The following is a 23103-nucleotide window of genomic DNA, read 5'->3' on the forward strand; positions in this document are numbered from 1 at the left end:
GGATCAACCGGGTGCGCCCGCCCTGGCCTTCGCGGGCACCCGGCCGGGCAGCAGCAACGCGGTGAGCAGCGCGCCGAGCAGGGCGGCCGCTGCGGCCGTCCACACCGCGGCGGCCATGCCCTCGGCGAAGGCACGCGTGGCGGCCTCGACCAGTTCACCGGCGCGGTCGCCTGCCTGGGCGCGCACCGCCAGGGTGGCGCCAAGGGAGTCGGTCGCCTCGGCGCGCACCGCCGCGGGCAGCAGTTCGGCCGCCGGCCCGAGGCCGTCGCGGTAGCCGACCGAGAGCACCGAGCCGACCAGCGCGATGCCCAGTGCCGCGCCGAGCTGCCGGACGGTGCTGTTCACCGCGGACCCGGCGGCCGCCTTGGCCGGGGGCACCACGCTCATCGCGGCCGCGGTGGCCGGGCCGAGCACACACCCGAAGGCCAGTCCGAACACGCCGAAACCCAGTTCCAGCAACCAGATCGGCGTCGACGGGGTCCAGAACGCGCTACCGGCGAAGAACAACCCGGACACCGCGAGGCCGCCGCCGACCACCGCGTTCGCGCCGAAACGCTGGGCCAGCGCGGCACCGCGGGTGGAGGCGATCACGGTGCCGACGGCGACCGGCAGGAACAGCAGGCCGGTCTCCAGCGGTGAGTTGCCCCGGACCAGTTGCAGGTGGAAGACCAGCGCGAAGAAGCCGCCGGACTGCACGAAGAAGCCGATGGCCACCGCGCTGGACCCGGCGGTGAACACCGGGTCCCGGAACAGGCTCAGGTCGATGGCCGGATCCGCGATCCGCCGCTCGGCCAGCACGAACAGCACCAGCAGCGCGATCGCGCCGCCCAGTGGCAGCAGCACACCCGCGCCGAGCCAGTCCCCTGCCTCGCCGCCGTGGATGATCGCGTAGACCAGCAGGCCGATGCCGCCGATGGAGAGCAGGGTGCCCAGCGGGTCGACGGCCCGGCGGCCGGGGCTGCGCGACTCCGGCACCAGCCAGGCGATCAGCACCAGTCCTGCCAGCACCACCGGCACGTTGACCAGGAACACCGAGCCCCACCAGAAGTACTCCAGCAGCACCCCGCCGACCACCGGCCCCAGCGCCACGCCGAGCCCGGACACGCCGGACCAGATGCCGATCGCCCGCGCCCGCTCCTGCGCGGGGAAGACGTGGGTGAGGATGGCCAGGCTGGTCGCGGGCATGGCGGCCGCGCCGATGCCCTTGATCGCCCGGAACAGCACCAGCTCGCCCGGACTGCTCGCGAAGGCGCACAGTGCGGAGGCGATACCGAAGGCGAGCAGCCCGAACAGCAGGATCCGCCTTCGCCCGAACGCGTCGGCCAGCGCGCCGGTGGCGAACAGCAGCGCGGCGAAGACCAGCGTGTAGGCGTCCACCGCCCATTGCAGTTCGGACTGGGTGGCGCCCAGCTCGGCCTGGATCCGCTGCAACGCGACCTGGAGGATCATGGTGTCCAGCACCGGGATGAGCAGACAGATGCTCAGCACGGCGAGAATGCCCCACCGCCGCCGGTGCGTCAGCTCGTCCATGACTGCCAGTGGGCCAGTGCGCTCGCCGCGGCACAAGGCAGCCCTCGGGTTTTTGATATGCCGCCCCAAAGTGCAGGTGGATGAGCGCCGTTCAGCCCACGCGGACCCGCCCGGCTGGCCCCTACCGTCGAGGCAGGGGTACGTCATCGTCCACAGGGGGTTCCATGGCTCTGCCCAGGTACGCGCGCGCCTGCACACCGGTGCTGGCGCTGTCCCTGCTCTTGTTCGCCACACCCGCCAACGCCGCGCCCGCGCCGGAATCGGTGGCCTCGTACCAGGGCGCCTCCGAGGTGGGCGGCCACATGCTGCACCGCTACGACGGCGGCTGGGCCGCCGAGATGGGCTATCCGAAGGAACGCGAGTTCAACGGGGTGACCTACAAGTCCCGCATCGTCGGGGCCTCCCTCGGCGGCCGTCAGGCGCTGTTCCAGGCCGATGGCACGGACACCGGGACCACCCTCACCCTGGGCCTCGGCGAGCCGGGGTCCACCAGCCTGCGGTCCTGGCAGCAACGCTTCGGCGTGGGCGAGTGGCCGTTCGACCTGACCCCGGACGGCCGCGGCGTGGTCACCGCCCAGCGGGTGGGCGAGAGCGAGACCGTGCTGCGCCGCTATCCGGCTGGCCGCGCCGGGCAGGGCAGTGTGCTGGCCCGGCTGCCCAGGGCCAGTCAGTACCCGGAAAGCGTCTCGTTCCAGTACAGCGGCAGCTATTACCTGCCGGACAACCAGAACGTCAACATCAACATCGGTTACGGCCAGGACCGGCTCTACGCCAACGGCCCGAGCTGGGCCCGCTACGGCGGGACCTTCGGCCCGATCGTCACCCCGGACGGCGCCACCGCGGACCGGATCCTGTTGAGTGCCAGCGGAATCGCGGTCGTGCGCACGCCCAAGAGCTTCTGGCGGATCAGCGCGGGCAAGATGGAACGACTGTCTCCGGCCATGTTCGGCGCGGACCGCGGCAACCGGGTCTTCGGCGAGAACTTCGGCCGGGAGAGCCACTACTCGGCACTGTCGGTCAACGGCGACAAGATCGCCTACGCCTCACCGGCGGAGGGCGAGTCGCGCTTCGAGCCGCTCAACGTGCTGGACCTGCGCACCGGCAAGCACAACCGGTACCCGCTGCCACCCAACGCCGAACCCGCTCCCTTCGAGCCCCTCGTCATGGGCTCGGCGGCCTGGTCCTGGCGGGACGATTCGGTCTACGTGCTGCGGCACGCGCGGTGGCTGACCCCGCACCAGCCGCACAAGCTGACCGTGCAGTCGGTGAAGATCGCCGACGGGTCGGTGGAAACCAAGTGGCCGCACGACGGCCGCAGCGTGCCGGCCAGGGGTCCGCGCCTGCTGGCCGCTGACGTGCACCCCTGATGGGTCCAGCGTCCGAAGTCATCTCTCCAGGGGGTTCCATGGTCAGGTCCACGTTCACCCGCGCCTGCACACCGGTGCTGGCGCTGTCCCTGCTGCTGTTCGCCACACCCGCCAACGCCGCGCCCGCGCCGGAGTCCATCACCTCGTTCCAGGGCTCGGACGAGATCGGCGGCCACGAGCTGCACCGCTACGACAACGGGTCGGGCACGGTCGCGGAGAGCGCCTATCCCAAGCCACGCCGGTTCAACGGGGTGAGCACCGAGTCCCGGCTGATCGGGGCCTCGCTTGGCGGCCGCCAGGCGCTGTTCCAGGCCGTGGCGGCCAACCCGGACGGCACGCTCGCGCTGGCGGTCGGGCTGCCCGGCGCCACCGAGCTGAAGTCCTGGAACCAGCGCTTCGGCGCGGGTGAGGTGCCGATCGACCTCACCCCGGACGGCCGCGGCGTGGTCACCACCCAGCAGGCCGGACCGGCCGAGACCGTGCTGCGCCGCTACCCGGTGCACCGGGCCGGGGCCGGGATCCCGCTGGCCAGGCTGCCCGAGGCCAAGCCGTACCCGGACCAGGCGGTGTTCCAGTACGGCGGCAACTACGACCGGGTCAACGGCAAGCACGTCAACGTGGACCTGGGTTACGGCCAGGACCGGCTCTACGTCCGGGGCGCGTCGGGTCCGCTGTGGGCGCGCTACGGCGGCACGTTCGGCCCGATCAGCACCCCGGACGGCGCGGTGGCGGACCGGATCCTGTTGAGCCCCAGCGGGATCGCCGTGGTGCGCACGCCCAAGGGCTTCTGGCGGATCAGCGCGGGCAGGATGGAACCGCTGCCGGCCGGGATGTTCGGCGCGGACCGAGGCGAGCGGGTCTTCGGCGAGAACTTCAACGGCAACGAACACCGCTCGGCGCTCTCCATCAAGGGCGACAAGATCGCTTACGCGGTGCCGCCGCCCACGCTGCCGGACTTCGAATCCCTTGCCGTGCTTGACCTGCGCACCGGCGCCACCAGCCGGTACGCGCTGCCGCCCAACTCGATGACCTTCCCGTTCATCCCGTGGATCCTGGGCTCGGCTGCCTGGTCCTGGCGGGATGACTCGGTCTACCTGATGCGGCACAACCAGTGGCTGTCCCCGCACCAGCCGCGGATGCTCACCGTGCAGTCGGTGCGCCTGAGCGACGGCGTGGTCAGCACGCTGTGGCCGACCAACGGCGGCAGCGTGCGCGGCTTCCGGCCCGCCCTGCTCGGCGCGGACGTGCACCCCTGACGGGCCGGGGCCGACCCCGGCCCGTCAGGGAAGGGGTCAGCCCCGCTCGCGGGCGCGCAGGTCCTTGCGCAGGATCTTCCCGCTGGCGGACTTGGGGATCGCGGTCAGGAACTCGACCACCCTGACCTTCTTGTGCGGGGCCACCTGCCCGGCCACGAAGGTCATCACCGCGGTCTCGTCCAGCTCCTCGGCGCCTGCCTGGCGCACCACGAACGCCTTGGGCACCTCCTCGCCATCGGCGTCCCGCACGCCGATCACCGCGGCGTCGGCGATCTGCGGATGGGTCAGCAGCAACGCCTCCAGCTCGGCGGGCGGCACCTGGTAGCCCTTGTACTTGATCAGTTCCTTCACTCTGTCCACAATGGACACAACGCCGTGCTCGTCGATCACCGCGACATCGCCGGTGTGCAGGAAACCCTCATCGTCCAAAGTGGACTTGGTGGCCTCCTCGTTGTTCAGGTAGCCCTTCATCACGTTGGGCCCCTGGCACCACAGCTCACCGGGCTGACCGGGCAGCGACTCCTCATCGGTGGCCGGGTCGACCAGCTTGCACACCATGTTCGGCAGGATCAGCCCGACCGTGCCCACGTTGATGTCCGGGCGGTCGCTCGGGATGGCGTGGCTGACCGGGCTCATCTCGGTCATGCCGTAGCCCTGCCGCACCGCCACGCCCAGCCGCTTGGCCACCGCGTTCGCCAGTTCGGCGTCCAGCGGCGCGGCGCCGGAGAAGAGCATCTTCATCGCGGACAGGTCGTAGTCGTCCACCATCGGGTGCTTAGCCAGCGCGACCGCCACCGGCGGGGCGATGTAGACGTAGCTGGTCCGGTGCTCGGCGATGATCCGCAGGAACTCGGCCAGGTCGAACTTGGGCATGGTGACCACGGTCGCGCCCACCGCGAGCGCGTGGTTCATGGTCACCTGCATGCCGTAGATGTGGAAGAACGGCAGCACGGCCAGCACTCGATCCGCCGAGTTGATGTGCACGACCTGCTTGAACTGCTCGATGTTGGCCACCAGGTTGCGGTGGGTCAGCATCACGCCCTTGGCCCGGCCGGTGGTGCCCGAGGAGTAGGGCAGCACGGCGAGATCCTCGGCCGGGTCGAACTCGATCACCGGCGGCGCGGCCTCGGTGGCCAGCAGCTCGGCCAGCGCGGGGTGGCCGTCCAGGCCGTCCAGGAAGATCACCTCGGCGATGCCGGCCGCCTCGGCCGCGGCCAGTGCCCGCTCGGCGAAGGCGGAGACGGTGAACAGCAGCTTCGCCCCGGCGTCGATGAGCTGATGGGCCAGCTCCTCGGCGGTGTAGAGCGCGTTCACCGTGGTGGCCACCGCGCCCGCCCGCAGCACGCCGTGGAATACCACCGCGTAGTAGGGCGTGTTCGGACTGAAGATGCCGACCACATCACCCTTGTTGATACCGCGGGCGGCAAGTCCGGCAGCGGCCTTGTCGATCAGCGCGGCCAGCTCGCCGTAGCGCAGCGTGCGCCCGCTCGGCCCGTCGATCAACGCAGGCGCGGCGGCCTGTTCCGGGCTCAGCGCCCCGAACAGCAGCTCCGGCAGCGAGACGTCCGGAACCGCGACATCGGGGTACGGACTGCGAAATGCCATGGGTGTTCCCTCCAACGGCGGACGCCAATCGGGCGATCAATCGTGACTACGCTCACAGGCCCCAGTCAAGTTGTTGTCAACAGCGGCCGACCAGACATCATCCCGTTATCCCACCGAGCTAAGTACACTCGAATGGAGCAGTGGGCCAGGCTTGTGATTGCCACATCGAATCTGCCAAGTTGACATCACTCTTTCAGATCGGCTCCCACGCACTCCCCGATCTCGAGAGGGTGTCCATCGCGGTTCATATCCCCCGTTGAACCGCGGCCCGCCCGGACCCAGGGCTCCCCCCGCCCGCAGTGGTCCGACGTAGCGGGAGCTTGTGGACGCGGGGCGGCTCGAGCTCGCGACTCCCCCTCTCTCCCGGGCCGCCCCGCGCGACACCCTTCAGCCCACCGGGTTCTCGGTGGCCACCGGCTCGGCCGGGGCAGTGGCGTTCTTGCGGCGGCGCAGCACCAGGAACACCAGCGCGCCCACGATGCCCAGTGCCACCAGGAACGGCAGCGTGGCGCCCAGCGCGATCAGCAGTCCGTTGACCGTGCTCAGGAAGGCCCGCCAGCCCGCGGCCAGCGCGTCCAGGAACCCGTCCCCGCTCGGCGCGACAGCCTGGTCCTCGCGCACCAGGGACACCGACACGGTGGCCATGGCGACCTGCTTGGACATCGACTCCAGCCTGCGCTGCAAGGACTCCAGCTCGGCCTGCCGCTTGGTCAGCTCACCCTCGACCTGCACGATCTCGCTGACCGAGTTGGCCCGCTCCAGCAGCGCGCGCACCCTGGCCACGCTGGCCTGCTGGGACTCCAGCCTGCTCTTGGTGTCCACCAGCGCGTCGGTGACGTCCTGGGAGCGCTGCTCGCGCACGATGACCTTGCCGAGGTCGTCGAGCCGGTTGAGCACCTCGTCCAGCTTGTCCGCGGGCACCCGCACGGTCAGCGTGGCCCGCTGCTCGCGCGCGTTCTCCTCGCTGGCGAACCCGCCGGCCGCCTTGGCCTCTTCTTGCGCCTTGCGCACGGCCTCCTCGACCTTGGCCACGCTCAGCTCGAGCCGCGCGGTCCTGATCAGCTGCCGGGCCTCCAGCGAAGCCGGTTCCGGGGCGCTGGCGCCCTTCTCGACCACCGCGCCCGGGTTCTTCTGCTGCGGGACCTTGGCGTCGCCGGGGCCGCCGCTGAAGCCCTGCTGGGCGGAGCCGCCCTGCGCGGGTTCGGCGACGCCGACCGCCGTGTTGGCCCGCTCACCCGCCCCGGAGCACCCGGCCACCAGCACCAGGCCCAGTGCGCCGAGGGCGAGTAATGATCGTCCTGCCATGTCGTCCGACCCCCATCGTCGTCTGCGATACAACGATCGGACGGAGTGCGGGGTGACGGCCGTTGCCCGGCGCCGGTCACGATCAGGACTCGGCGTGCACCGGGCCCTCGTGCGGGGAGGTCACCAGGTGCTTGAACGCCTGCAGGTTGGCCAGTGACTCGCCGCGGGAGACCCGCCAGTCCCACTCCCGCCGGATGGCCCCGGCGAAACCCAGTTCCAGCAACGTGTTGAAGTCCCCGTCGGCGGCCTCCAGCACCTGGCCGAGCACCCGGTCCAGCTCGTCCGCGGTGACCGCGTGCAGGCCGATCCGGCCGATCAGGTAGATGTCGCCAGCCGGGTCCACGGTGTAGTGCACGCCGTAGAGCCGGGCGTTGCGGCGCAACAGGAATCGGTAGACCTGCTCGTGGCCCTCGTCCGGGCGGCGGCACACGAACGCCTCCACCAGCAGCGACTGGCGGCCCAGGATCAGCCACAGGTTGGTCTGGAGTTTCTTCACCCCTGGCAGGGTGACGAACCAGCGGCCCTGCTCCCGCTTGGCGTACTTGAGTTCCTGACTGTCCAAAGTGGACTCGATCAGCTGGTCGAGGCTCATACCGCGATCTCCAGGGTGGTGCGCAGCGCGGCGGCCGCCTGGCCGTACACCGCGAGCAGCCGCTCGGCGGTGTGGTCCCAGGAGAACGCCGCGGCGTGCGCGGGGGCGGCGGCGGCGAACTCCCGCCACCGGGTGGGCGCCAGCGCCAGGTGCCCCAGCGCGTCCGCCCAGGAACTCGCGCGGTGGTCGGGGACCAGCAGGCCGGAGACCCCGTCGGCGACCGCGACCGGCAGCCCGCCGACCGCGGCGGCGACCACCGGGGTGCCGCAGGCCTGGGCCTCCAGCGCGACCAGGCCGAAGGACTCGGAGTGGCTGGGCACCGCGACCACGTCGGCGGCCCGGTACACCGTGGCCAGCGCGGCGCCCGGCCGCGGCGGCAGGAAGCGGACCAGCTCGGCGATGCCCAGCCGGGCGGCCAGCTCGTGCAGCACGGTCGGCCGGTCCAGGCCGGTGCCGGAGGGTCCGCCGACGATCAGCACCACCAGCCGGGCCCGCAATCCAGGATCGCGGTTGATCATTTCGGCGGCGGCGTGCAGCAGGACGTCGGGCGCCTTGAGCGGCTGGATCCGGCCGACGAAGGCGAGCACCACGGCGTCCGGGGCCAGGCCCAGCTCGGCCCGTGCGGCGGCCCGGCCGTCGGGGGTGAAGCGCTCCAGGTCGACCCCTGGCGGCACCACGGCCACCTGGTCCGGCCGGGCCTGGTAGAGCCCGGTCAGCTCAGCGGCCTCGACCTCGGTGTTGACCACCAGCTTGTCCGCCTCGGCCACCACCTGCTGCTCGCCGATCACCCTGACCTGCGGTTCCGGCGTGTCGCCCGCGGCGAGCGCGCGGTTCTTGACCTTGGCCAGGGTGTGCGCGGTGTGCACCAGCGGCACCCCCCAGCGGTCCCTGGCCAGCCAGCCGACCTGGCCGGAGAGCCAGTAGTGCGAGTGCACCACGTCGTAGTAGCCGGGCGCGTGGCTGGCCTCGGTGCGCAGCACGCCCGCGCTGAACGCGCAGAGCTGGGCGGGCAGGTCGTTCTTCTCCAGCCCCTCGTACGGCCCGGCCGGCACGTGCCGCACGGTCACCCCCGGCGCGAGTTCGGCCGTCGGCGGCAGCTCGGAGGAGGTGGCCCTGGTGAAGACCTCGACCGCGGTGCCGCGCTGGGCCAGCCGGATCGCGGTCTGCGCGATGTAGACGTTCATGCCACCGGCGTCGCCGGTGCCTGGCTGTTCGAGCGGGGAGGTGTGCAGGGACAGCACGGCTACCCTGCCCGCTCGACCGATGCCTCTGCGTCTCACAGACCCATTTTGCCGTGCTCCACGTGGCAGCGCGTCAGGAAGTGGGCCAGCTCAACGTCGAAGTCCGCCGGACGCTCCAGGAACGGGGCGTGCCCGCAGCCCGGATACCAGCTGGCCGCCGCGCCGGGCACGGTGTCCGCGGCGTAGCGACCGGCCACCGGCAGGACCACCTCATCGGAGTCCCCGTGCAGCACCAGGGTGGGCACGGTCACCTTGCTCAGCGCCTCGGCACTGCCGATGTCCCGCTTGAACACGGCCTTGCGCACCGCGGCCGGGGTGGCCAGCGCGGTGCCGAGCTGCCGGTCCTGCTCGTCCTGGGGCAGCGGCACCGCGGTGCCGCCGGCGATGAACTCGCGCAGTGCCGGGCGGGCCACCTCGTCGTCAGGGGAGAGCATCTCGCGCAGCCCGGTGGTCAGCACCGGGCCGGTGGCCCCGCCCGGCCGGTCAGGGCCGATCTCGGTGACCGCGCCGACCAGCACGATCCCGGCCAGCGCGGCGTCGCCACGCACCCGCAGGTAGTCCGCGATCACCAGCCCGCCGTAGGACCAGCCGAGCACCACGGCCGGTCCGCTGGCGTGCTCGAGCACCGCGGCCAGGTCGCCGGCCCAGGCGGCCGGGTCGTCGTAGCCGCCGTCGGGGGCCTCGGACTCGCCGTGGCCGCGCAGGTCCGGCGCGAGCAGCCGGTACCGCTCGGTCAGGCCGGGGTCGGCCAGCAGCCGCCGCCACACCGCCGAACTCTGCGCCCAGCCGTGCAGCAGCACCAGCGCGGGCGCGCCCACCGGCCCGGCGGTGCGCAGCGCGAGCCGCGTACCGCCGTGGCCGGTGATCGTGGTGGTCACTTCAGGGCCGACTTCGACAGCCAGGTCGGCCAGTCGATCCGCCAGTCGTAGGTGTCCGACACCGCGCCCTTGGTGCCTGCGGAGCCGGAGATGATCACCGGGTCGCCGATCAGCGAGCTGTCGAAGTACCTCTTCGCGTCCGCCTCGCTCAGGTTGATGCAACCGTGCGAGGTGTTGCGCTTGCCCAGGTTGGCCGCGTTGTCCTGGTTCTCGTGGATGAACTCACCGCTGTTGGCGATGCGCACCGCCCACTTCTTGGTGACGTCGTACTTGTACTTCTCGTTGACCATGCGCTCGGTGGCGTTGCGCTCGGAGACCATGTAGATCCCGTTCGCGGTGCGCAGGTCCGGCTTGCTCTCATCACCAAGGCTGGCAGGCAGGTTCATCAACTCCCGGCCGTCCCGCTTCACGATCATGCGCTTGGTGGCCACGCTGGCCTCGACGATCTGCGCCCGGCCGATGGTGAACTTGGTGCTCAGGCTGGCCCGGCCGAAGACGTTCTTGCCATAGGGCACCGCGAACAGGTCCGCGCTGACCTTGACCTGGGTGTTGGCCGGCCAGAACTCCTTGGGCCGGTAGTGCACTTCCTTGGGGTTGAGCCAGGCCCAGGCCCCCTCCACCGGCACCGAGGTCTCCACCTTGAGCGCCTTCTCCACCGCGGCCCGGTCCTGCGGGGCCTCGTCGAACTCGACCTTGACCGGCATCGCGATGCCCACGGTGGCGTTGTCCACCGGGTTGATCGTGGCCCGCATCAGCTTGCCCGCGGCCTGGGTGGCGAAGCCGCCCTTGATGTCGACCTTCTTGCCGTCGGTGCCGGTGGCCGAGCCGCCGAGGGTGTAGCTCTTGCCGAACTCGAGCACCTTGTCCGGCGCCCAGGTCTTCTTGTCCGCGGCGATCTTGCCCGCGACCGCCTTGCCGTCCGCGGTCAGCGTCACCTCGTCCAGCGAGCCCTCGGCGACCGAGACCTTGACCGGCGCGCGCGGGCTGATGTCCTTGGCGCCGTCCCCAGGCTCCACGCTGACCTTGGCGACCGGTGGCGCGTCAGCCTTGCTGGTGCCGCCGCCATCCCCGCCCGCACCGCCGGTACAGGCGGAAAGCAGCAGCGCACCCGCGGTGAGCAACCCCATCAAGCCGAGCAGGGACCGTCCCCGTCCCCGTCGTTGAGCAACCACAGTCGACCTCCACGCATCCGGCACCCCGTCAAGGGTGCCCTCATCTCCAGGACGCCCCATGCCCGTAAGGGGGTGCCCGAAGTCGATGTGTCACTTCTCACATTGGGGTTGCGGGTGAACCGGATGATCAGGATGGGCCGTTCTAGGCCAGCACTACGTCCAGCTCATCGAGCACCCGGTTGATGGGGTTGGCGAAGCCGCTGCCGCCGCCGAGGGTGCCCGCGCAGTGCAGGCCGACCACCTGGTTGTCCGGGTCCACCAGCACCGCGCCGGAGTCGCCCCGATCGCCGAAGACCCCCTCGGCCGTGGTGACCCTGATCTGGTCCCGCAGCCGCCGCCTGCCCAGGCTGTCGCCGTAGTCCAGGCAGAGCGTGACGTCGGTGGAGACCACCACGCCCTGGGTGAGCCCGGTGGTCCGGCCGCGTTTGCGCACCAGGCTGCCCAGCAGCGCCCGCGCGCAGCCGCCCGGCCTGCCGAGCTGGGCGATCTCCCGCCGCCACGCCCGCTCCGGGGTCAGCGCGATCAGCGCCGCGTCCACCGAACCGGACAGCGCCGAACTGGCCAGGCTGCCCACGATGTCCTGCGGGCAGCGGCCGCCGTCGACCCTGGAGGGGTGGGTCATCGCATCGCCCACCGCCCAGGCGTCGTCCACGCAGGCGATGTGGAAGTTGGTCAGGCCGAACACCCGCCGCCGGTCGGCGCGGGCGGCCACCAGCAGGCCAAGGGTGCCCACGGTGACGTACTCGCCGGGCTCGGGGGCCTGCGGCGGGACCATCTGGATGGACCGGCAGGGGCCGACGCTGATCCCGCCGACCAGGGCCGGGTAGGACTCGCCGGAGCGCTCAGGGGCGGCGTCGGCGCGCAGCAGCGCGGGGTGCAGCAGGACGTCCTCCTCGATGACGTCCACCGGCACCCCGTCGATCTCGGCAGGCAGCAGCTGGCCGTGCGCCACGGTGACCGCGGGCCGCTTCACCCGCACCGACACCACGATGGCCGGCCGGCCGGTGCGCACACCACCCGTGGTCTGCGCGCCGATGTCCACCGCGACGACGCCGGGCAGGTCGAGCAGGGTGTCCTCGTGCCGCCGCTTCACCGGCCGGATCGCCGCCCTGCGCCTGTCGTCCTCCGCGCTGGTCATGCGAACTCCTCGATCCGGTACTTCACCGTCCATGAAACACTCGGGGTGAGGAGCCCGTCACTTGGCGTCACTCGTTTGGCCGGTTGCCCAGCGCACACGAGTTTTGTTCCCGCAGGTCAGAGGTTGCAGCCCACGAAGACCGGTTCCGGGTGCAGATCGACCTCGAACGCACCGCGCACGCCGTCACGCACCTCACGGGCCAGCGTCAGCAGGTCCTCGGTGTCGGCCTTGCCGCGGTTGGTCAGCGCCAGGGTGTGCTTGTGCGAGAGCGAGACCCGGCCGTCGGCGGCCTCGTGCCCGCGCAGGAACCCGGCCCGCTCGATCAGCCAGGCCGCGGACAGCTTCACCCGGCCGGCGCCACCGGGGTACCGCGGCACCTTGATCTCCGGCCCGAGCCGGGCGTGGATCAGCGAGAGCACCCTGGGCAGGTCGGCCTCGGCCACGATCGGATTGGTGAAGAAGGACCCGGCGCTCCAGGTGTCGTGGTCCTCGGCGTCGAGCACCATGCCCTTGCCGGTGCGCAGGGCCAGCACCGCGTCCCTGACCTGGGCGGCTGGCACCCTGGCGCCCAGCTCCACGCCAAGGGTGTTGGCCAGTTCGGCGTAGCGGACCGGGGCGGACTGGCCGCCGGTGCGCAGCGCGAAGGAGACCCGCAGCACCACCGCGTCGTCGGTGCCCTTGAGCACGCTGGTGCGGTAGCCGAGGCCCAGTTCGGCGGTGCTGACCTGGCGCACCTGGCCGCTGCGCCGGTCCAGCAGGTCCACCGAGAGCAGCAGATCGGCCACCTCAACGCCGTAGGCGCCCACGTTCTGCACCGGGGTCGCGCCGACCAGGCCGGGGATGCCGGAGAGCGCCTCAAGGCCGCCGAGATCATTGGCCACCGCGTCGGCGACCACGTCGTCCCAGTTCTCGCCGGCCTCCACGGTCAGCCGGACCAGACCGTCGCCGAGCGGGTCGTGCCCGCGGCCGCGGGTGGCGATGCGCACCACGGTGCCGTCGAAGCCCGCGTCGCCGATGACCAGGTTGGACCCCCCGCCCAGCACGAGCAGGGGTTCACCTGCCTGGTCGGCGGCCCGCACGGCCTCGATGACCTCGGTGGACTTCGTTGCTTCCAGGAACACCGAGGCCGGGCCGCCAAGGCGCAGGGTGGTGTAGCCAGCCAACGGCACGGGTGTGGTCACGACGTTCAACGGTAGCGTGACACCCCGTGGCAACCAGCACCGAGACCTCGCACGGCTACTCCTTCCCCGCCGCGGCGGTGGCCGCGACCATGGTCGACGAGACCTATCTGCGCGACCGGCTGGCCGCGGTTGGCGGCCCGAAGGGCGAGTTGATCTCGCTCGCGGTCAACGGCGCCGAGACCGTGGTCAAGCTGCGGCAGGGCATCCCGGCGGACAAGCTGCCCTCCTTCGTGCGCTCGCTGATCCCCGGTGACCTGGTGATCGAGCGGGTGGAGACCTGGCGGCCCAGCGGCGAGGGCGCCACCGCCTCGGTGCACGCCACCGTGCCCGGCGCGCCCGCGACCATCGAGTGCTCGATCGCGATCAGCGCCGCGGGCGAGGGCTGCCGGGTGGCCGGGCGGTTGCAGGTGTCGGTCTCGCTGCCCTTCGTCGGCGGCAAGGTGGAGCGGGCGGTCATCGAGCAGGTGGCCAGGCTGCTGGACACCGAGCACGAGTTCACCCAGCGCTGGCTGTCCGAACGCTCGTGAACCAGGTCCGCAAACGGGCCCCGCGCTACGCCGCGGGCCGGGCGCGCACGCTCGGCCTGCCCACCAGGGGCACCACCAACCCGAACCGGCTGCGCAAGGTGGACCGGTGGATCGCGGGCACCGCGCTCACCGCGGACGCGCTGCGCGCCGCGCCGGATCCGCTGGTCATCGACCTTGGCTACGGGTCGTCGCCGATCACCGCGGTGGAGCTGGCCGACCGGCTGGGCGGGCTGCGGCCGGACCTGCGGGTGCTCGGCCTGGAGATCGACCAGGAGCGGGTGGACGCGGCCAAACCGGCCGAGCGGCCTGGCCTGGAGTTCCGCCGCGGCGGGTTCGAGCTGGCCGGGCGGCGGCCCGCGCTGGTGCGCGCGTTCAACGTGCTGCGCCAGTACGAGGAGGCCGCGGCCGCGGAGGCGTGGGCGACCATGCAGTCCCGGCTGGCCCCCGGCGGACTGCTGGTGGAGGGCACCTGCGATGAGATCGGCCGCCGCTGCTGCTGGGTCACCCTGGACGCGCAGCGACCGCTGACCTTCACCCTGGCCTGCCTGCCCTCGGACCTGGAACAGCCCTCCGACCTGGCCGAACGACTGCCCAAATCGCTGATCCACCACAACGTGCCCGGCGAGCGGGTGCACGCGCTGCTGGCCGAGCTGGACGCCTGCTGGGCCACCGCGGCCCCGTTCGCGCCCTACGGTCCACGGGCCCGCTGGGTGGAGGCGGTGCGGTTGCTCGCCGAACGGGACTGGCCGGTGCTGGACCGCCGGAACCGGTGGCGGCTGGGCGAGGTCACGCTCAATGCGGACGCGGTCTACGGGCCGAATCCGTAGGCTCTGTGGGGTGGAGCACACCGACTTCATCGAGCAGATCAGGATCCACTCCGAGGCCATGCGCGCCGCCGCGCTCAAGGCCGGTCCGGACGCGCGGGTCCCGACCTGTCCGGACTGGACCGTACAGAAGCTGGTCGCGCACCAGGCCCGCGCGCAGGCCTGGGCGGCGGACAACCTGACCGCGGGACTCGTGGACGTGCGGCCGGATTTCCCGCCTGCGCCCCGGGACTGGGCCGAACTGCACGCCTGGTGGGTGACCGAGCAGGAGCGGCTGATCGGCCTGCTCGTTGACAAGGGCCGCACCGCACCGGCCTGGGCCTTCGGCATGACGCTGGCCGAGCCCGGCGCGATGTGGGCCCGGCGGATGGCGCACGAGGTGGCCATCCACCGGCTGGACGCCGAACACGCGCTCTACGAGGTGGCCGGTGGCGTGGACCCGGGCAGGGAGTTGCGGTTCGAGCCCCGGTTCGCCGCGGACGGCATCGAGGAGGCGCTGGTCATGGCGCAGGTGTTCCGCGAGCACGAGCAGCGCACCGAACAGGGCACCATCCTCTTCCACGCCGCCGACGCCGGCCTGGCCGTGGTGCTCACCCTGGCTCCGGGGCAGGTCGCCAAGGTGGGCCCGGTGCAGGGCAGTGGCACCGACACCGACGCGGTGGTCGCCGGCACCGCGGACGCCATCTACCGGCGGCTGTGGAACCGGCCGAACACCGCCGTGGTGACCGGGAACGCCGCGTTGCTGGACCGGCTGGGCACCCCCTGACCAGGTGAACGCGGGCGCAGCGGGCAGACTGACCAGCCATGTCCGCCCGTGAACGACGTTATGTGATCACCCTGGGCTGCCCGGACCGCACCGGCATCGTGGCCCGGATCTCCACCTTCCTCGCCGAGCAGGGCGGCTGGATCGTGGAAGCGGCCTACCACACCGACACCGACACCAACTGGTTCTTCACCCGCCAGGAGGTGCGGGCCGACTCGCTGCCCTTCGACGTGGCCGAGCTGCGGCACCGCTTCGCCTCGGTGGCCAGGGAACTGGGTGTGCAGAGCGACTGGCGGGTCACCGACACCGGCCAGAAGCGCCGGGTGGTGATCCTGGTGTCCAAGGCAGGGCACTGCCTCTACGACATCCTGGGCCGGGTGGCCTCCGGCGAGCTGGACGTGGACGTGCGCGCGGTGATCGGCAACCACGCCGACCTGGCCGGGATCACCAGGGCGCACGGCATCCCGTTCCACCACGTGCCGTTCCCGGTGGCGGGCAAGGATCCCGAGGGCAAGCAGGCGGCCTTCGCCCAGATCCGCCAGCTGGTGGACTCCCAGCGCCCGGACGCGGTGGTGCTGGCCCGGTTCATGCAGGTGCTGCCGCACGAGCTGTGCGCGGCCTGGTCCGGCAAGGCACTCAACATCCACCACAGCTTCCTGCCCTCCTTCATGGGCGCCCGCCCGTACCACCAGGCCTACGCCCGCGGCGTGAAACTGGTCGGCGCGACCTGTCACTACGTCACCGCGGACCTGGACGCCGGGCCGATCATCGAGCAGGAGGTCGGCCGGGTGGACCACACCGACTCGGTGGCCGACATGGTGCGCAAGGGCACCGACATCGAGAAGGTGGTGCTGGCCAGGGGACTGCGCTGGCACGTGGAGGACCGGGTGCTGGTGCACGGCAACAGAACTGTCGTTTTCCACTAGCCGGTGCCGTCCGGGCCTACCCTTGACCGGGTGCGGATCGAGATCGGTGAGCTGGAAGCGCTGCGGGAGCACCGGGCGGCCGGGCGGGACCTGCGGCACACGGTGCTGGTCGGGCTGGACCTGACCGGCCCGGCGGAGAACGAGTTGCTGCGCACCAGCCTGGACGGCGCCCTGCTGCTGGGCTGCCGGCTGGCCCCGGCGGCCCGCGACCGGGCCGAGGCCAGTGGCGCGCTGGTGTTCCCGGACATCCCGGAACTGCCCTACCGCGCCTACCGCGCCACGCTGTACACCGTCGCGGAACTGTTCACCGGCCTGGACCCACGCCACCCGGAGACCTACCGGGACACCCCCGACGCCCGGGTGTACCGGCACAGCAGGTCCATCGGCGGCACCACCGGCCACCACCCGGACCCCCTGCACGCCCTGGCCGAACGCCTGCACGACCACGCCATCACCGAGGCCCTGGAAGACCTGCTGGCCGCCTGCGCGGTGGCGGGCAGGGCAAACCCGGTCGCGGTGATGGGCGGCCACGCCTTCCGCCGGGACAGCCCCGAGTACCGCCAGGCCGCCGAACTGGGACGCGCCATCGGCCGCAGTCCCGCCAGGTTCACCGTCCTCACCGGCGGCGGCCCCGGCGCCATGGAAGCCATCCCGCTGGGCGTACGACTGTCCACAGCGGACGACGACCAACTCGCCAAAGCCTTGTCAGAACTGGCCGCCGCCCCCGCCTTCCACGCCACCGATTCGTCCACAGTGGACGATGAAACCATCGGCCGCTGGGTACACGCAGGCCTGTCCCTCGACCTCCCGGAACCGGAAGATCTGCCCCGCACCATCGGCATCCCGACCTGGTTCTACGGCCACGAACCGCCCAACCCCCTGTGCGAACTACACGCCAAGTACTTCGCCAACTCCGTCCGCGAGGACGGCCTGCTCACCGTGGCCACCGGCGGCGTCCTGTACACCCCAGGCCGCGCGGGCACCGTCCAGGAGATCTTCCAGGACCTGACCCAGAACTACTACGAGAGCGTCGGCCCGGCCGCGCCGATGGTGTTCCTTGGCAAGCGGTTCTGGACCGAGGAGATGCCGGTGGCGGATCTGCTGCACCGGCTGGCCAGTGGGCGGGCGGCGGAGCGGTGGATCCTGATCACGGATGATCTGGCGGAGGCGGTCGCGCTGCTGGAGGACTACGCGGGCACCGGCTGAGCCAGCCCCGGCAGCACCTCGGCGTTGGGCAGCTTGGCCAGCAACGCCCCCGGCACCAGCAGCTTGCTGTGCCGGACCCCGCTGCCGATCACCAGTTCCGGCGCCTCCGCGACCTCCGCCGACAACAGGATCGGCCAGTCCGCGGGCAGCCCGATCGGCGTGATCCCGCCGTAGGCCATGCCGGTCCGGCTGACCGCCTCATCCATCGGGGCGAAGCTGGCCTTGCGGGCGTCCAGGCGTTTGCGGACCACGCCGTTGACGTCGGCTCGGGTGGTGGCCAGGACCAGGCAGGCGGCGTAGCGGACCACGTCGCCGCGGCGGCCCGCGACGACCACGCAGTTGGCCGAGGCGGACAGCGGGGAGCCGTACTCGGCGCAGAAAGCCGCCGTGTCGGCCAGGTCGGGGTTGATCTCGGTGACCCCGCAGTGCTCGGCGTCCAGGGTCCGGAGCAGGGTGGACACCGGGGCGGCGAGCAGGTCGAGGCGGTCCAGGGCGGGGTGCACGGTGAGGGTGCCTGCGATGGTCCAGCCGGTCATGGTCGCAGGCTAGCCGAGCGGGGAGGCGGCCCAGTCGGCGAGCAGGGCGCGTAGTTCGCGGCGGTGGGTGACCAGGGGGATCAGCGAGGGCAGGACTTCCAGCCTGGCCTGTGGCAGGGCGGCGGCCACCGACTTGGCCACGTGCTCGGAGTGCAGTGGGTCGCCGGTGGCCGAGACCACCAGTACCCGGGCGGTCACCTCGGCCAGCGTGCGCACATCCGGGACCGGGACCTGGGCCGGCAGGCCGGTCAGCGCCTCGCGCAGGCGCAGCAGCGCGGCCACCCGCTTGTCCACGTAGTCGGCAAGGTCCTGGCCTGGCGGCAACTCGCCCGCCACCACGGCCTGCAGGCGGCTGGTGTCGCCGGTGGTCAGCGCGTGTTCGGTGGCCTCGGACATCCGGGCCAGCGGATCAGTGCCACCTGCCGTGCGGGGCTGGTCGAGTACGGCGGGGATCAGCAGGGCCAGGCGCTCGAACCGGGTGGGGTGACCGGCGGCGATGGTGAGCAGGGCGCTGGCGCCCAGGGAGGTGCCGATGGCGGCGGTGGCGCCGACCTCGTCGGCCACCGCGAGCACGTCGGCGGCGATGGTCTGGTAGCGGAAGTAGCCGGGTGGCGCGTCCGGGGACTCGCCGTGGCTGGGCAGGGTCAGCACCACCCTGGTCCCCGCCAGGCCGACCGCGGGCAGCCGGGCCTCGCCGGGGGTGGCGCCCAGGCCGGGGATGAGCAGGGTGACCGGGCCGCCGGTGCCGTGCACGCTCCAGCGCACGCCGTTGGCCACGGCCAGGGCCGGACTCACCAGCGCGGACCGCGCTGGGCGTCGGACACCCTCGGCCGGACGTCGACCAGGTAGACCAGCACGGCCACCATGCCCGCCATCCAGAACAGCGAGCCGGGGCCGCCGAAGGCGAACAAGGCCAGCGCGGCGGTGCCGCCGCCGGTGATGCCCAGCCAGGCGGGCTTGCTGAGCTTCTCCGCGGCGGTGAAGGCGTCCGCGCGTTGCATCACGGCGTGCACGAACGCGAACAGGCCGACCGGGATGGCGGCGAAATGGATGATCGTCATGATCCACATTGCTGGCGCGAGCACACCACCAGGGTACGGCGAAGCGCGGGCGGTGCGGACCGGGTCGGAGACGAAAGCCACCGCCGACCAGTTCGGGGCAGGTCGGCGGTGGCAGGTTGTGCGGTTGAACCAGGTCAGCTGGTGGTCTTGCGGGCGCCGGTGGTGCTGGGGCCGGTGGTCTTGCGGGCGCCGGTGGTGGGCTTGGCGGCCGGCTTGCGGGTGGCGGTCTTGGTGGCGGCGGCCACGTTCGCGCCTGCCTCCTCGACCTTCACCGCGACGTCCTCGATCTTCTCGGCGGCCTTCTCCGCGGCGGCGGCGGTCTTCTCACCGGCGACGCGGGTCCGGCGGGTGACCTTGCCGAGCACGTCGTCGGCCAGCTCGCGAACCTCGGCCGCGGCCTCCTCGACCCGGTGCTGGGCGGTCTGCACCTGCGGGTTGCTGCGCAGCTTGTCCAGGGTGGCCTCGCCGCGCTCGGCCAGGTAGCCGTAGAGCTGCTGGGCGGCCTGGGTGTAGGCGTCCACGATCTTGCGGAACTCGGCCGGGTCCAGCTTGTTGCGCAGCTCGCCAAGCTCGGCGGGCAGGTCGTTCACCGCGGTGGTGGCCTTCTCGGCACGCTCGCCGACGGTCTCGCGGGCCTTGGTCAGCGCGTCCACGACGGCCTTGGCGGCCAGGTCACCGGCGCCGAGGGCGGCCAGCAGCGGGGTGCGGGCCTGCTCGATGGCGGTGTTGAACACGATCGCGGCCTGTTCGGTGGCCTTGCGGACGTCTTCGGCGGTGGGCAGTGCGGGCATTACCGGATCACTCCTTGGATGAATCGGCTGGCGGGGTCGCGGCGGCGTTCTCCCGCCGGAACGACTCGTAGACGTCGAGCAGCACCTGCTTCTGCCGCTCGTTCAGGTCGGTGTCGGCGAGCACGGCGTCGATGACGGGCCCACCTGGGCGCTCCTCCAGGATTCCGGCCTGGACGTAGAGCGCTTCGGCGGAGATCCGCAGCCCCTTGGCGATCTGCTGCAGGATCTCGGCGCTCGGTTTGCGCAACCCGCGCTCGATCTGGCTGAGGTACGGGTTGGACACACCGGCGAGCTTGGCCAGCTGGCGCAACGAGATCTGCGCGTTCGCCCGCTGGGTGCGGATGTAGTCACCGATATCACGGCCGAGATCAGCGACCACCTGGTTGACCGACTTGTTGTTGTCCTCGCCCATGAGGGTCACCTCCTCTCGCCTGTCTTCGACCGTACGCAAGAGTGCTAGCTGTTGCAAGCAGACTGCTAACAGTTCCCCGGTGGCCTCGCACACACCCGATCGGGCCAACGCCTACCGTGGTCGGATGCCGGTTCTGCTGCTCATCTCCGCCGGTGGCGCTCTCGGCGCCCTGGCTCGCCACGCCCTCGGGCTGGCCCTGCCGGGCCCCTGGCCGACGGTCGGGATCAACGTGCTCGGCTGCTTGCTGATCGGCCTGCTGATGAGCCTGACCGCCGCGGATTCCGCGCTGCGCCCGTTCCTGGGCACCGGGGTGCTCGGCGGCTTCACCACCTTCTCCGCCTACACCGTGGACGCGGTCCGGCTGGTGCACGCGGGCCAGGCCGCCGAGGCCGCCGCCTACCTGGCTATCACCCTGCTCGCCGCGCTGGCCGCGGTCTGGGCCGGGCACCTGCTCGGCGAGCGGATCGCCCGGTGACCGCGCTGCTGGTGGTGCTGGGCGCGGCACTCGGCGCCCCGCTGCGCTACCTGGTCACCCGGTGGGCGACGCGGCGCTTCCCCGGCCTGCCCTGGGGCACCTTCGCGGTGAACACCGCGGGTTCGCTGCTGCTCGGCTGGCTGGCCGGGGCCATGGTGGCCGCACCGGCGATGGCGCTGCTGGGCACCGGCTTCTGCGGCGCGCTGACCACCTACTCGACCTTCGCGCAGGAAACCCGCCTGCTGCCAAGGGGCAGGGCGGCGCTCAACGTGGCAGGCAGCCTGGCCGCCGGAATTCTGGCCGCCACCACCGGCTTCCTGCTGGGTACGCTGGTCTGGTGATCTGCCCGAAGTGCCAGGACATCATGCAGACCGTGGACCGAACCGGTGTGCACATCGACGTGTGCCAGGACTGCAAGGGCATCTTCCTGGACCGCGGTGAGCTGGAGCGCCTGATCGACGCGGCGCTGATCTACCACCAGGCCGCCGAGGCCCGCGAACGCGAGGCCGCGGCAGCCGCCGCCGCGAGCACCGCGACCAGCGGCGCCAACCCGGTGCCGGTGGATCAGCCGGTCGCCGCCCAGCCGCCGCCGTACCAGCCGGAACCGGGCTACCCGCCACCGCCGCCCGCCTATCACCAGCCGCCGGGTTACGCCCCGCCGCCGGTGCCGCCGGGCTACGGCCAGCCCGCGCCCTACGGCCACGATCCGTACGCGCACGACCCGTACTACCGGCGGCGCAAGAAGAAGGACTTCCTCTCCGAGCTGTTCGACTAAAGCGCTCAGACCAGCTCGTCGGCGATCTTGGCGATCAGCGCGACCGAGTCCTTCTGACTCATCGCGGCCATCGTCAGGTGGTCCATGGCCAGCTTGTACCGGCGCACCTCGGCCGCCTTCTTCATGCCCTGCCAGCCCGCGGAGTTCTCCAGGAACACCACCGGCGGGTCCACCGGGTCGGGGAACTCCAGCAGCGCCACGTTGTCCCCGATCAGCGGGTGCGCGCCTGCCGAGTTGGGCAGCACCTGCACGGTCACGTTGGCCCGGTAGGCCAGGTGCAGCAGGTGCCGGAGCTGCTGGCGCATGGCGTCGGCGGGCACCACCAGCCTGCGCAGCGCGGCCTCCTCCACCACCGCCCACAGGCTGAGCGGGTTGACCCCGGTCAACCGCTCCTGCCTGGCCAGCCGCAGCGCCAGGCTGCTCTCCACGTCGGTGCGCTCCACCGGGGACCAGGCGTTGAGCAGCTCGTAGGCGTACTCCTTGGTCTGCAGCAGGCCGGGGATCAGGCCGCTGCTGAAGGTGCGCAGCGAGCTGGCCGCGGCCTCCAGGCCGAGGAAGGTGTCGAAGCCGGGCGGCACCGCGCCGGTGCCGTAGGACTGCCACCAGCCCTTCTGCTTGGAGTCCTTGGCCAGGCCGAGCAGGATCTCGACCCTGTCCTCGGCCGCGCCGTACAGCTCGGCCATGGCCCGGACCTCCAGGGTCCGCACCGGGACCCGGCCGGTCTCGATCTTGGAGATCTTGCCCTGGGAGCAGTCCAGCGCCTCGGCGACCTGGACGTGGGTCAGCCCCGCGGCCTCGCGGAGCTGACGTAGTTCGGTGCCGAGTCGACGGCGCCCCACGGTCGGGCTTTGCACCTGGGCCACGCGTCAGCTCCCCTGTTCGGCTCTACTGCTGGCCGCAGTGTCGCGCGATCGGGGACCAACCCTCAACAGGGCTCACCGTAGGTCACGAAAACGACCCGCATTCGGCGCATCGCCGCGCTGAATATTCTCATCTAGCGTCGAGGTGGCCGGGCGGTGCGCGCGCCCGCACCGCCCGGTCACCTGGAATATGTGCGGCTCAGAAGCCCCAGTCCATGCTCCCGAGCAGGCTGCCGCCGCTGGCCAGCACGCAGAACCGGGCCACCCGGCCGATCAGCGCGGCAGGCAGCAGCACCTTCAGCGGCAGCCGCCCGGCCCCGGCCACCACGACCAGGATCGTGTACGGCGGGATGCCGACCGAGGCGCTGAGCAGCACCACGAAGAAGCTCCACCACGGCCGGTGCGCGCAGGTGTCCTGGAAGTGCCGGAACCAGCCGGCGAAGCGTCCGTTGGAGGCGTTGATCCGCCGGGTGATCCAGGGCAGGTTGAGCACTCCGCGCGCGGCGTAGTAGTGCACCATCTTGCCCAGCACGTGCCCGGCGCCGGTGACCAGACCGGCGGCGAACCAGTGCAGATCCGGCCGGACCGCGGACAGTCCGACCAGGTACAGCTCGACGCTGAAGATCGGCAGGATGCCACTGCCGACGGCCGCGCCGAACAGGGTGAGCAACGGCCAGCTCAT

At 71.7% G+C, this 23103-nt stretch carries 26 protein-coding genes; 10 read left to right on the plus strand and 16 right to left on the minus strand.

The features are described from left to right. Positions 1-3 precede the first annotated feature (3 nt). Positions 4-1530: an MFS transporter gene (locus HNR67_RS03175; protein WP_185000626.1), complete on the minus strand. Its 1527-nt coding sequence runs from the start codon at positions 1528-1530 to the stop codon at positions 4-6. Positions 1531-1694: 164 nt separating this feature from the next. On the opposite strand from HNR67_RS03175, the gene HNR67_RS03180 reads away from it, so the two are divergent. Next, positions 1695-2897: a hypothetical protein gene (locus tag HNR67_RS03180; RefSeq protein ID WP_185000627.1), complete on the plus strand. Its 1203-nt coding sequence runs from the start codon at positions 1695-1697 to the stop codon at positions 2895-2897. Between the two features lie 38 nt (positions 2898-2935). After that, a complete protein-coding gene (locus HNR67_RS03185) occupies positions 2936-4153 on the plus strand; it encodes a hypothetical protein (protein ID WP_185000628.1) in 1218 nt (405 codons plus the stop codon). Positions 4154-4189: 36 nt separating this feature from the next. On the opposite strand, the gene HNR67_RS03190 is transcribed toward HNR67_RS03185, so the two are convergent. The 8 genes from HNR67_RS03190 to HNR67_RS03225 all read right to left on the minus strand — a co-directional run bounded on the left by HNR67_RS03190 (position 4190) and on the right by HNR67_RS03225 (position 13274). Next, positions 4190-5758, minus strand: coding sequence for an AMP-binding protein (locus HNR67_RS03190; protein ID WP_185000629.1), 1569 nt, complete (start codon positions 5756-5758; stop codon positions 4190-4192). 387 nt (positions 5759-6145) lie between these two features. Beyond that, positions 6146-7063: a DUF4349 domain-containing protein gene (locus HNR67_RS03195; RefSeq protein ID WP_185000630.1), complete on the minus strand. Its 918-nt coding sequence runs from the start codon at positions 7061-7063 to the stop codon at positions 6146-6148. Positions 7064-7145: 82 nt separating this feature from the next. Beyond that, entirely contained in the window at positions 7146-7655 is a 510-nt protein-coding gene (locus HNR67_RS03200; protein WP_185000631.1) for a type III secretion system chaperone family protein, read from the minus strand. Then, positions 7652-8935, minus strand: coding sequence for a D-inositol-3-phosphate glycosyltransferase (gene mshA / locus HNR67_RS03205; RefSeq protein ID WP_312986322.1), 1284 nt, complete (start codon positions 8933-8935; stop codon positions 7652-7654). The genes HNR67_RS03200 and mshA overlap by 4 nt, the downstream gene beginning before the upstream one ends. Next, entirely contained in the window at positions 8932-9774 is an 843-nt protein-coding gene (locus HNR67_RS03210) for an alpha/beta fold hydrolase (RefSeq protein ID WP_185000633.1), read from the minus strand. Before HNR67_RS03210 ends, mshA begins: the two co-directional genes overlap by 4 nt. Next, entirely contained in the window at positions 9771-10901 is a 1131-nt protein-coding gene (locus tag HNR67_RS03215; RefSeq protein ID WP_185000634.1) for a L,D-transpeptidase, read from the minus strand. Before HNR67_RS03215 ends, HNR67_RS03210 begins: the two co-directional genes overlap by 4 nt. Positions 10902-11088: 187 nt before the next feature. Further along, entirely contained in the window at positions 11089-12084 is a 996-nt protein-coding gene (locus tag HNR67_RS03220; RefSeq protein WP_185000635.1) for a chymotrypsin family serine protease, read from the minus strand. 116 nt (positions 12085-12200) lie between these two features. Further along, positions 12201-13274, minus strand: a complete 1074-nt coding sequence (locus tag HNR67_RS03225; protein ID WP_185000636.1) for a UDP-N-acetylmuramate dehydrogenase — start codon at positions 13272-13274, stop codon at positions 12201-12203. Positions 13275-13291: 17 nt separating this feature from the next. Between HNR67_RS03225 and HNR67_RS03230 the strand changes: the two genes are divergently transcribed. From HNR67_RS03230 to HNR67_RS03250, 5 genes are read left to right on the plus strand one after another with little or no spacing between them, the layout of a single operon-like run. Beyond that, positions 13292-13792 carry a DUF2505 domain-containing protein gene (locus HNR67_RS03230; RefSeq protein ID WP_185000637.1) on the plus strand — a complete coding sequence of 167 codons (501 nt, stop codon included), beginning with the start codon at positions 13292-13294 and terminating at the stop codon, positions 13790-13792. Continuing rightward, a complete protein-coding gene (locus tag HNR67_RS03235; protein ID WP_185000638.1) occupies positions 13789-14619 on the plus strand; it encodes a class I SAM-dependent methyltransferase in 831 nt (276 codons plus the stop codon). Before HNR67_RS03230 ends, HNR67_RS03235 begins: the two co-directional genes overlap by 4 nt. 10 nt (positions 14620-14629) lie before the next feature. After that, entirely contained in the window at positions 14630-15382 is a 753-nt protein-coding gene (locus HNR67_RS03240) for a maleylpyruvate isomerase N-terminal domain-containing protein (RefSeq protein ID WP_185000639.1), read from the plus strand. Positions 15383-15420: 38 nt separating this feature from the next. Continuing rightward, entirely contained in the window at positions 15421-16305 is an 885-nt protein-coding gene (purU, locus tag HNR67_RS03245) for a formyltetrahydrofolate deformylase (protein WP_185000640.1), read from the plus strand. Between the two features lie 30 nt (positions 16306-16335). Then, positions 16336-17511 carry an LOG family protein gene (locus tag HNR67_RS03250; RefSeq protein ID WP_185000641.1) on the plus strand — a complete coding sequence of 392 codons (1176 nt, stop codon included), beginning with the start codon at positions 16336-16338 and terminating at the stop codon, positions 17509-17511. On the opposite strand, the gene HNR67_RS03255 is transcribed toward HNR67_RS03250, so the two are convergent. The 5 genes from HNR67_RS03255 to HNR67_RS03275 all read right to left on the minus strand — a co-directional run bounded on the left by HNR67_RS03255 (position 17493) and on the right by HNR67_RS03275 (position 20311). Next, on the minus strand, positions 17493-18047 hold the full coding sequence (locus tag HNR67_RS03255; protein ID WP_185000642.1) for a YbaK/EbsC family protein: 555 nt from the start codon (positions 18045-18047) through the stop codon (positions 17493-17495). The genes HNR67_RS03250 and HNR67_RS03255 overlap by 19 nt on opposite strands. Before the next feature lie 9 nt (positions 18048-18056). After that, positions 18057-18842: an alpha/beta fold hydrolase gene (locus HNR67_RS03260; protein ID WP_312986326.1), complete on the minus strand. Its 786-nt coding sequence runs from the start codon at positions 18840-18842 to the stop codon at positions 18057-18059. Continuing rightward, positions 18839-19117, minus strand: a complete 279-nt coding sequence (locus HNR67_RS03265) for a DUF2516 family protein (protein ID WP_185010082.1) — start codon at positions 19115-19117, stop codon at positions 18839-18841. Before HNR67_RS03265 ends, HNR67_RS03260 begins: the two co-directional genes overlap by 4 nt. 125 nt (positions 19118-19242) lie before the next feature. Further along, entirely contained in the window at positions 19243-19899 is a 657-nt protein-coding gene (locus HNR67_RS03270; RefSeq protein WP_185000643.1) for a hypothetical protein, read from the minus strand. Positions 19900-19906: 7 nt separating this feature from the next. Next, on the minus strand, positions 19907-20311 hold the full coding sequence (locus HNR67_RS03275; protein WP_185000644.1) for a helix-turn-helix domain-containing protein: 405 nt from the start codon (positions 20309-20311) through the stop codon (positions 19907-19909). Positions 20312-20435: 124 nt separating this feature from the next. Here HNR67_RS03275 and HNR67_RS03280 point away from each other — a divergent pair, with 124 nt between their 5' ends. Genes HNR67_RS03280 through HNR67_RS03290 form a run of 3 tightly spaced genes read left to right on the plus strand, consistent with a single transcriptional unit; the run spans position 20436 to position 21561 of the window. Then, the gene (locus HNR67_RS03280; RefSeq protein WP_221489755.1) at positions 20436-20786 is read left to right on the plus strand and encodes a fluoride efflux transporter FluC; all 351 of its coding nucleotides are present in this window, start codon (positions 20436-20438) and stop codon (positions 20784-20786) included. Continuing rightward, a complete protein-coding gene (locus tag HNR67_RS03285; RefSeq protein WP_185000646.1) occupies positions 20783-21127 on the plus strand; it encodes a fluoride efflux transporter FluC in 345 nt (114 codons plus the stop codon). The genes HNR67_RS03280 and HNR67_RS03285 overlap by 4 nt, the downstream gene beginning before the upstream one ends. Further along, complete coding sequence (locus HNR67_RS03290) at positions 21124-21561, plus strand: TFIIB-type zinc ribbon-containing protein (RefSeq protein WP_312986330.1); 438 nt, start codon at positions 21124-21126, stop codon at positions 21559-21561. The genes HNR67_RS03285 and HNR67_RS03290 overlap by 4 nt, the downstream gene beginning before the upstream one ends. A 5-nt stretch (positions 21562-21566) precedes the next feature. Here HNR67_RS03290 and HNR67_RS03295 read toward each other — a convergent pair whose 3' ends face one another. Together HNR67_RS03295 and HNR67_RS03300 are read right to left on the minus strand one after the other, a co-directional pair. Next, positions 21567-22424 (minus strand): helix-turn-helix domain-containing protein, encoded by an 858-nt coding sequence (locus tag HNR67_RS03295; protein ID WP_312986332.1) that lies wholly within the window; start codon positions 22422-22424, stop codon positions 21567-21569. Positions 22425-22620: 196 nt separating this feature from the next. Beyond that, the gene (locus HNR67_RS03300) at positions 22621-23103 is read right to left on the minus strand and encodes an SNARE-associated domain-containing protein (RefSeq protein WP_185000647.1); all 483 of its coding nucleotides are present in this window, start codon (positions 23101-23103) and stop codon (positions 22621-22623) included.

The organism is Crossiella cryophila, from assembly GCF_014204915.1.
Classification (GTDB): Bacteria; Actinomycetota; Actinomycetes; order Mycobacteriales; family Pseudonocardiaceae; genus Crossiella; species Crossiella cryophila.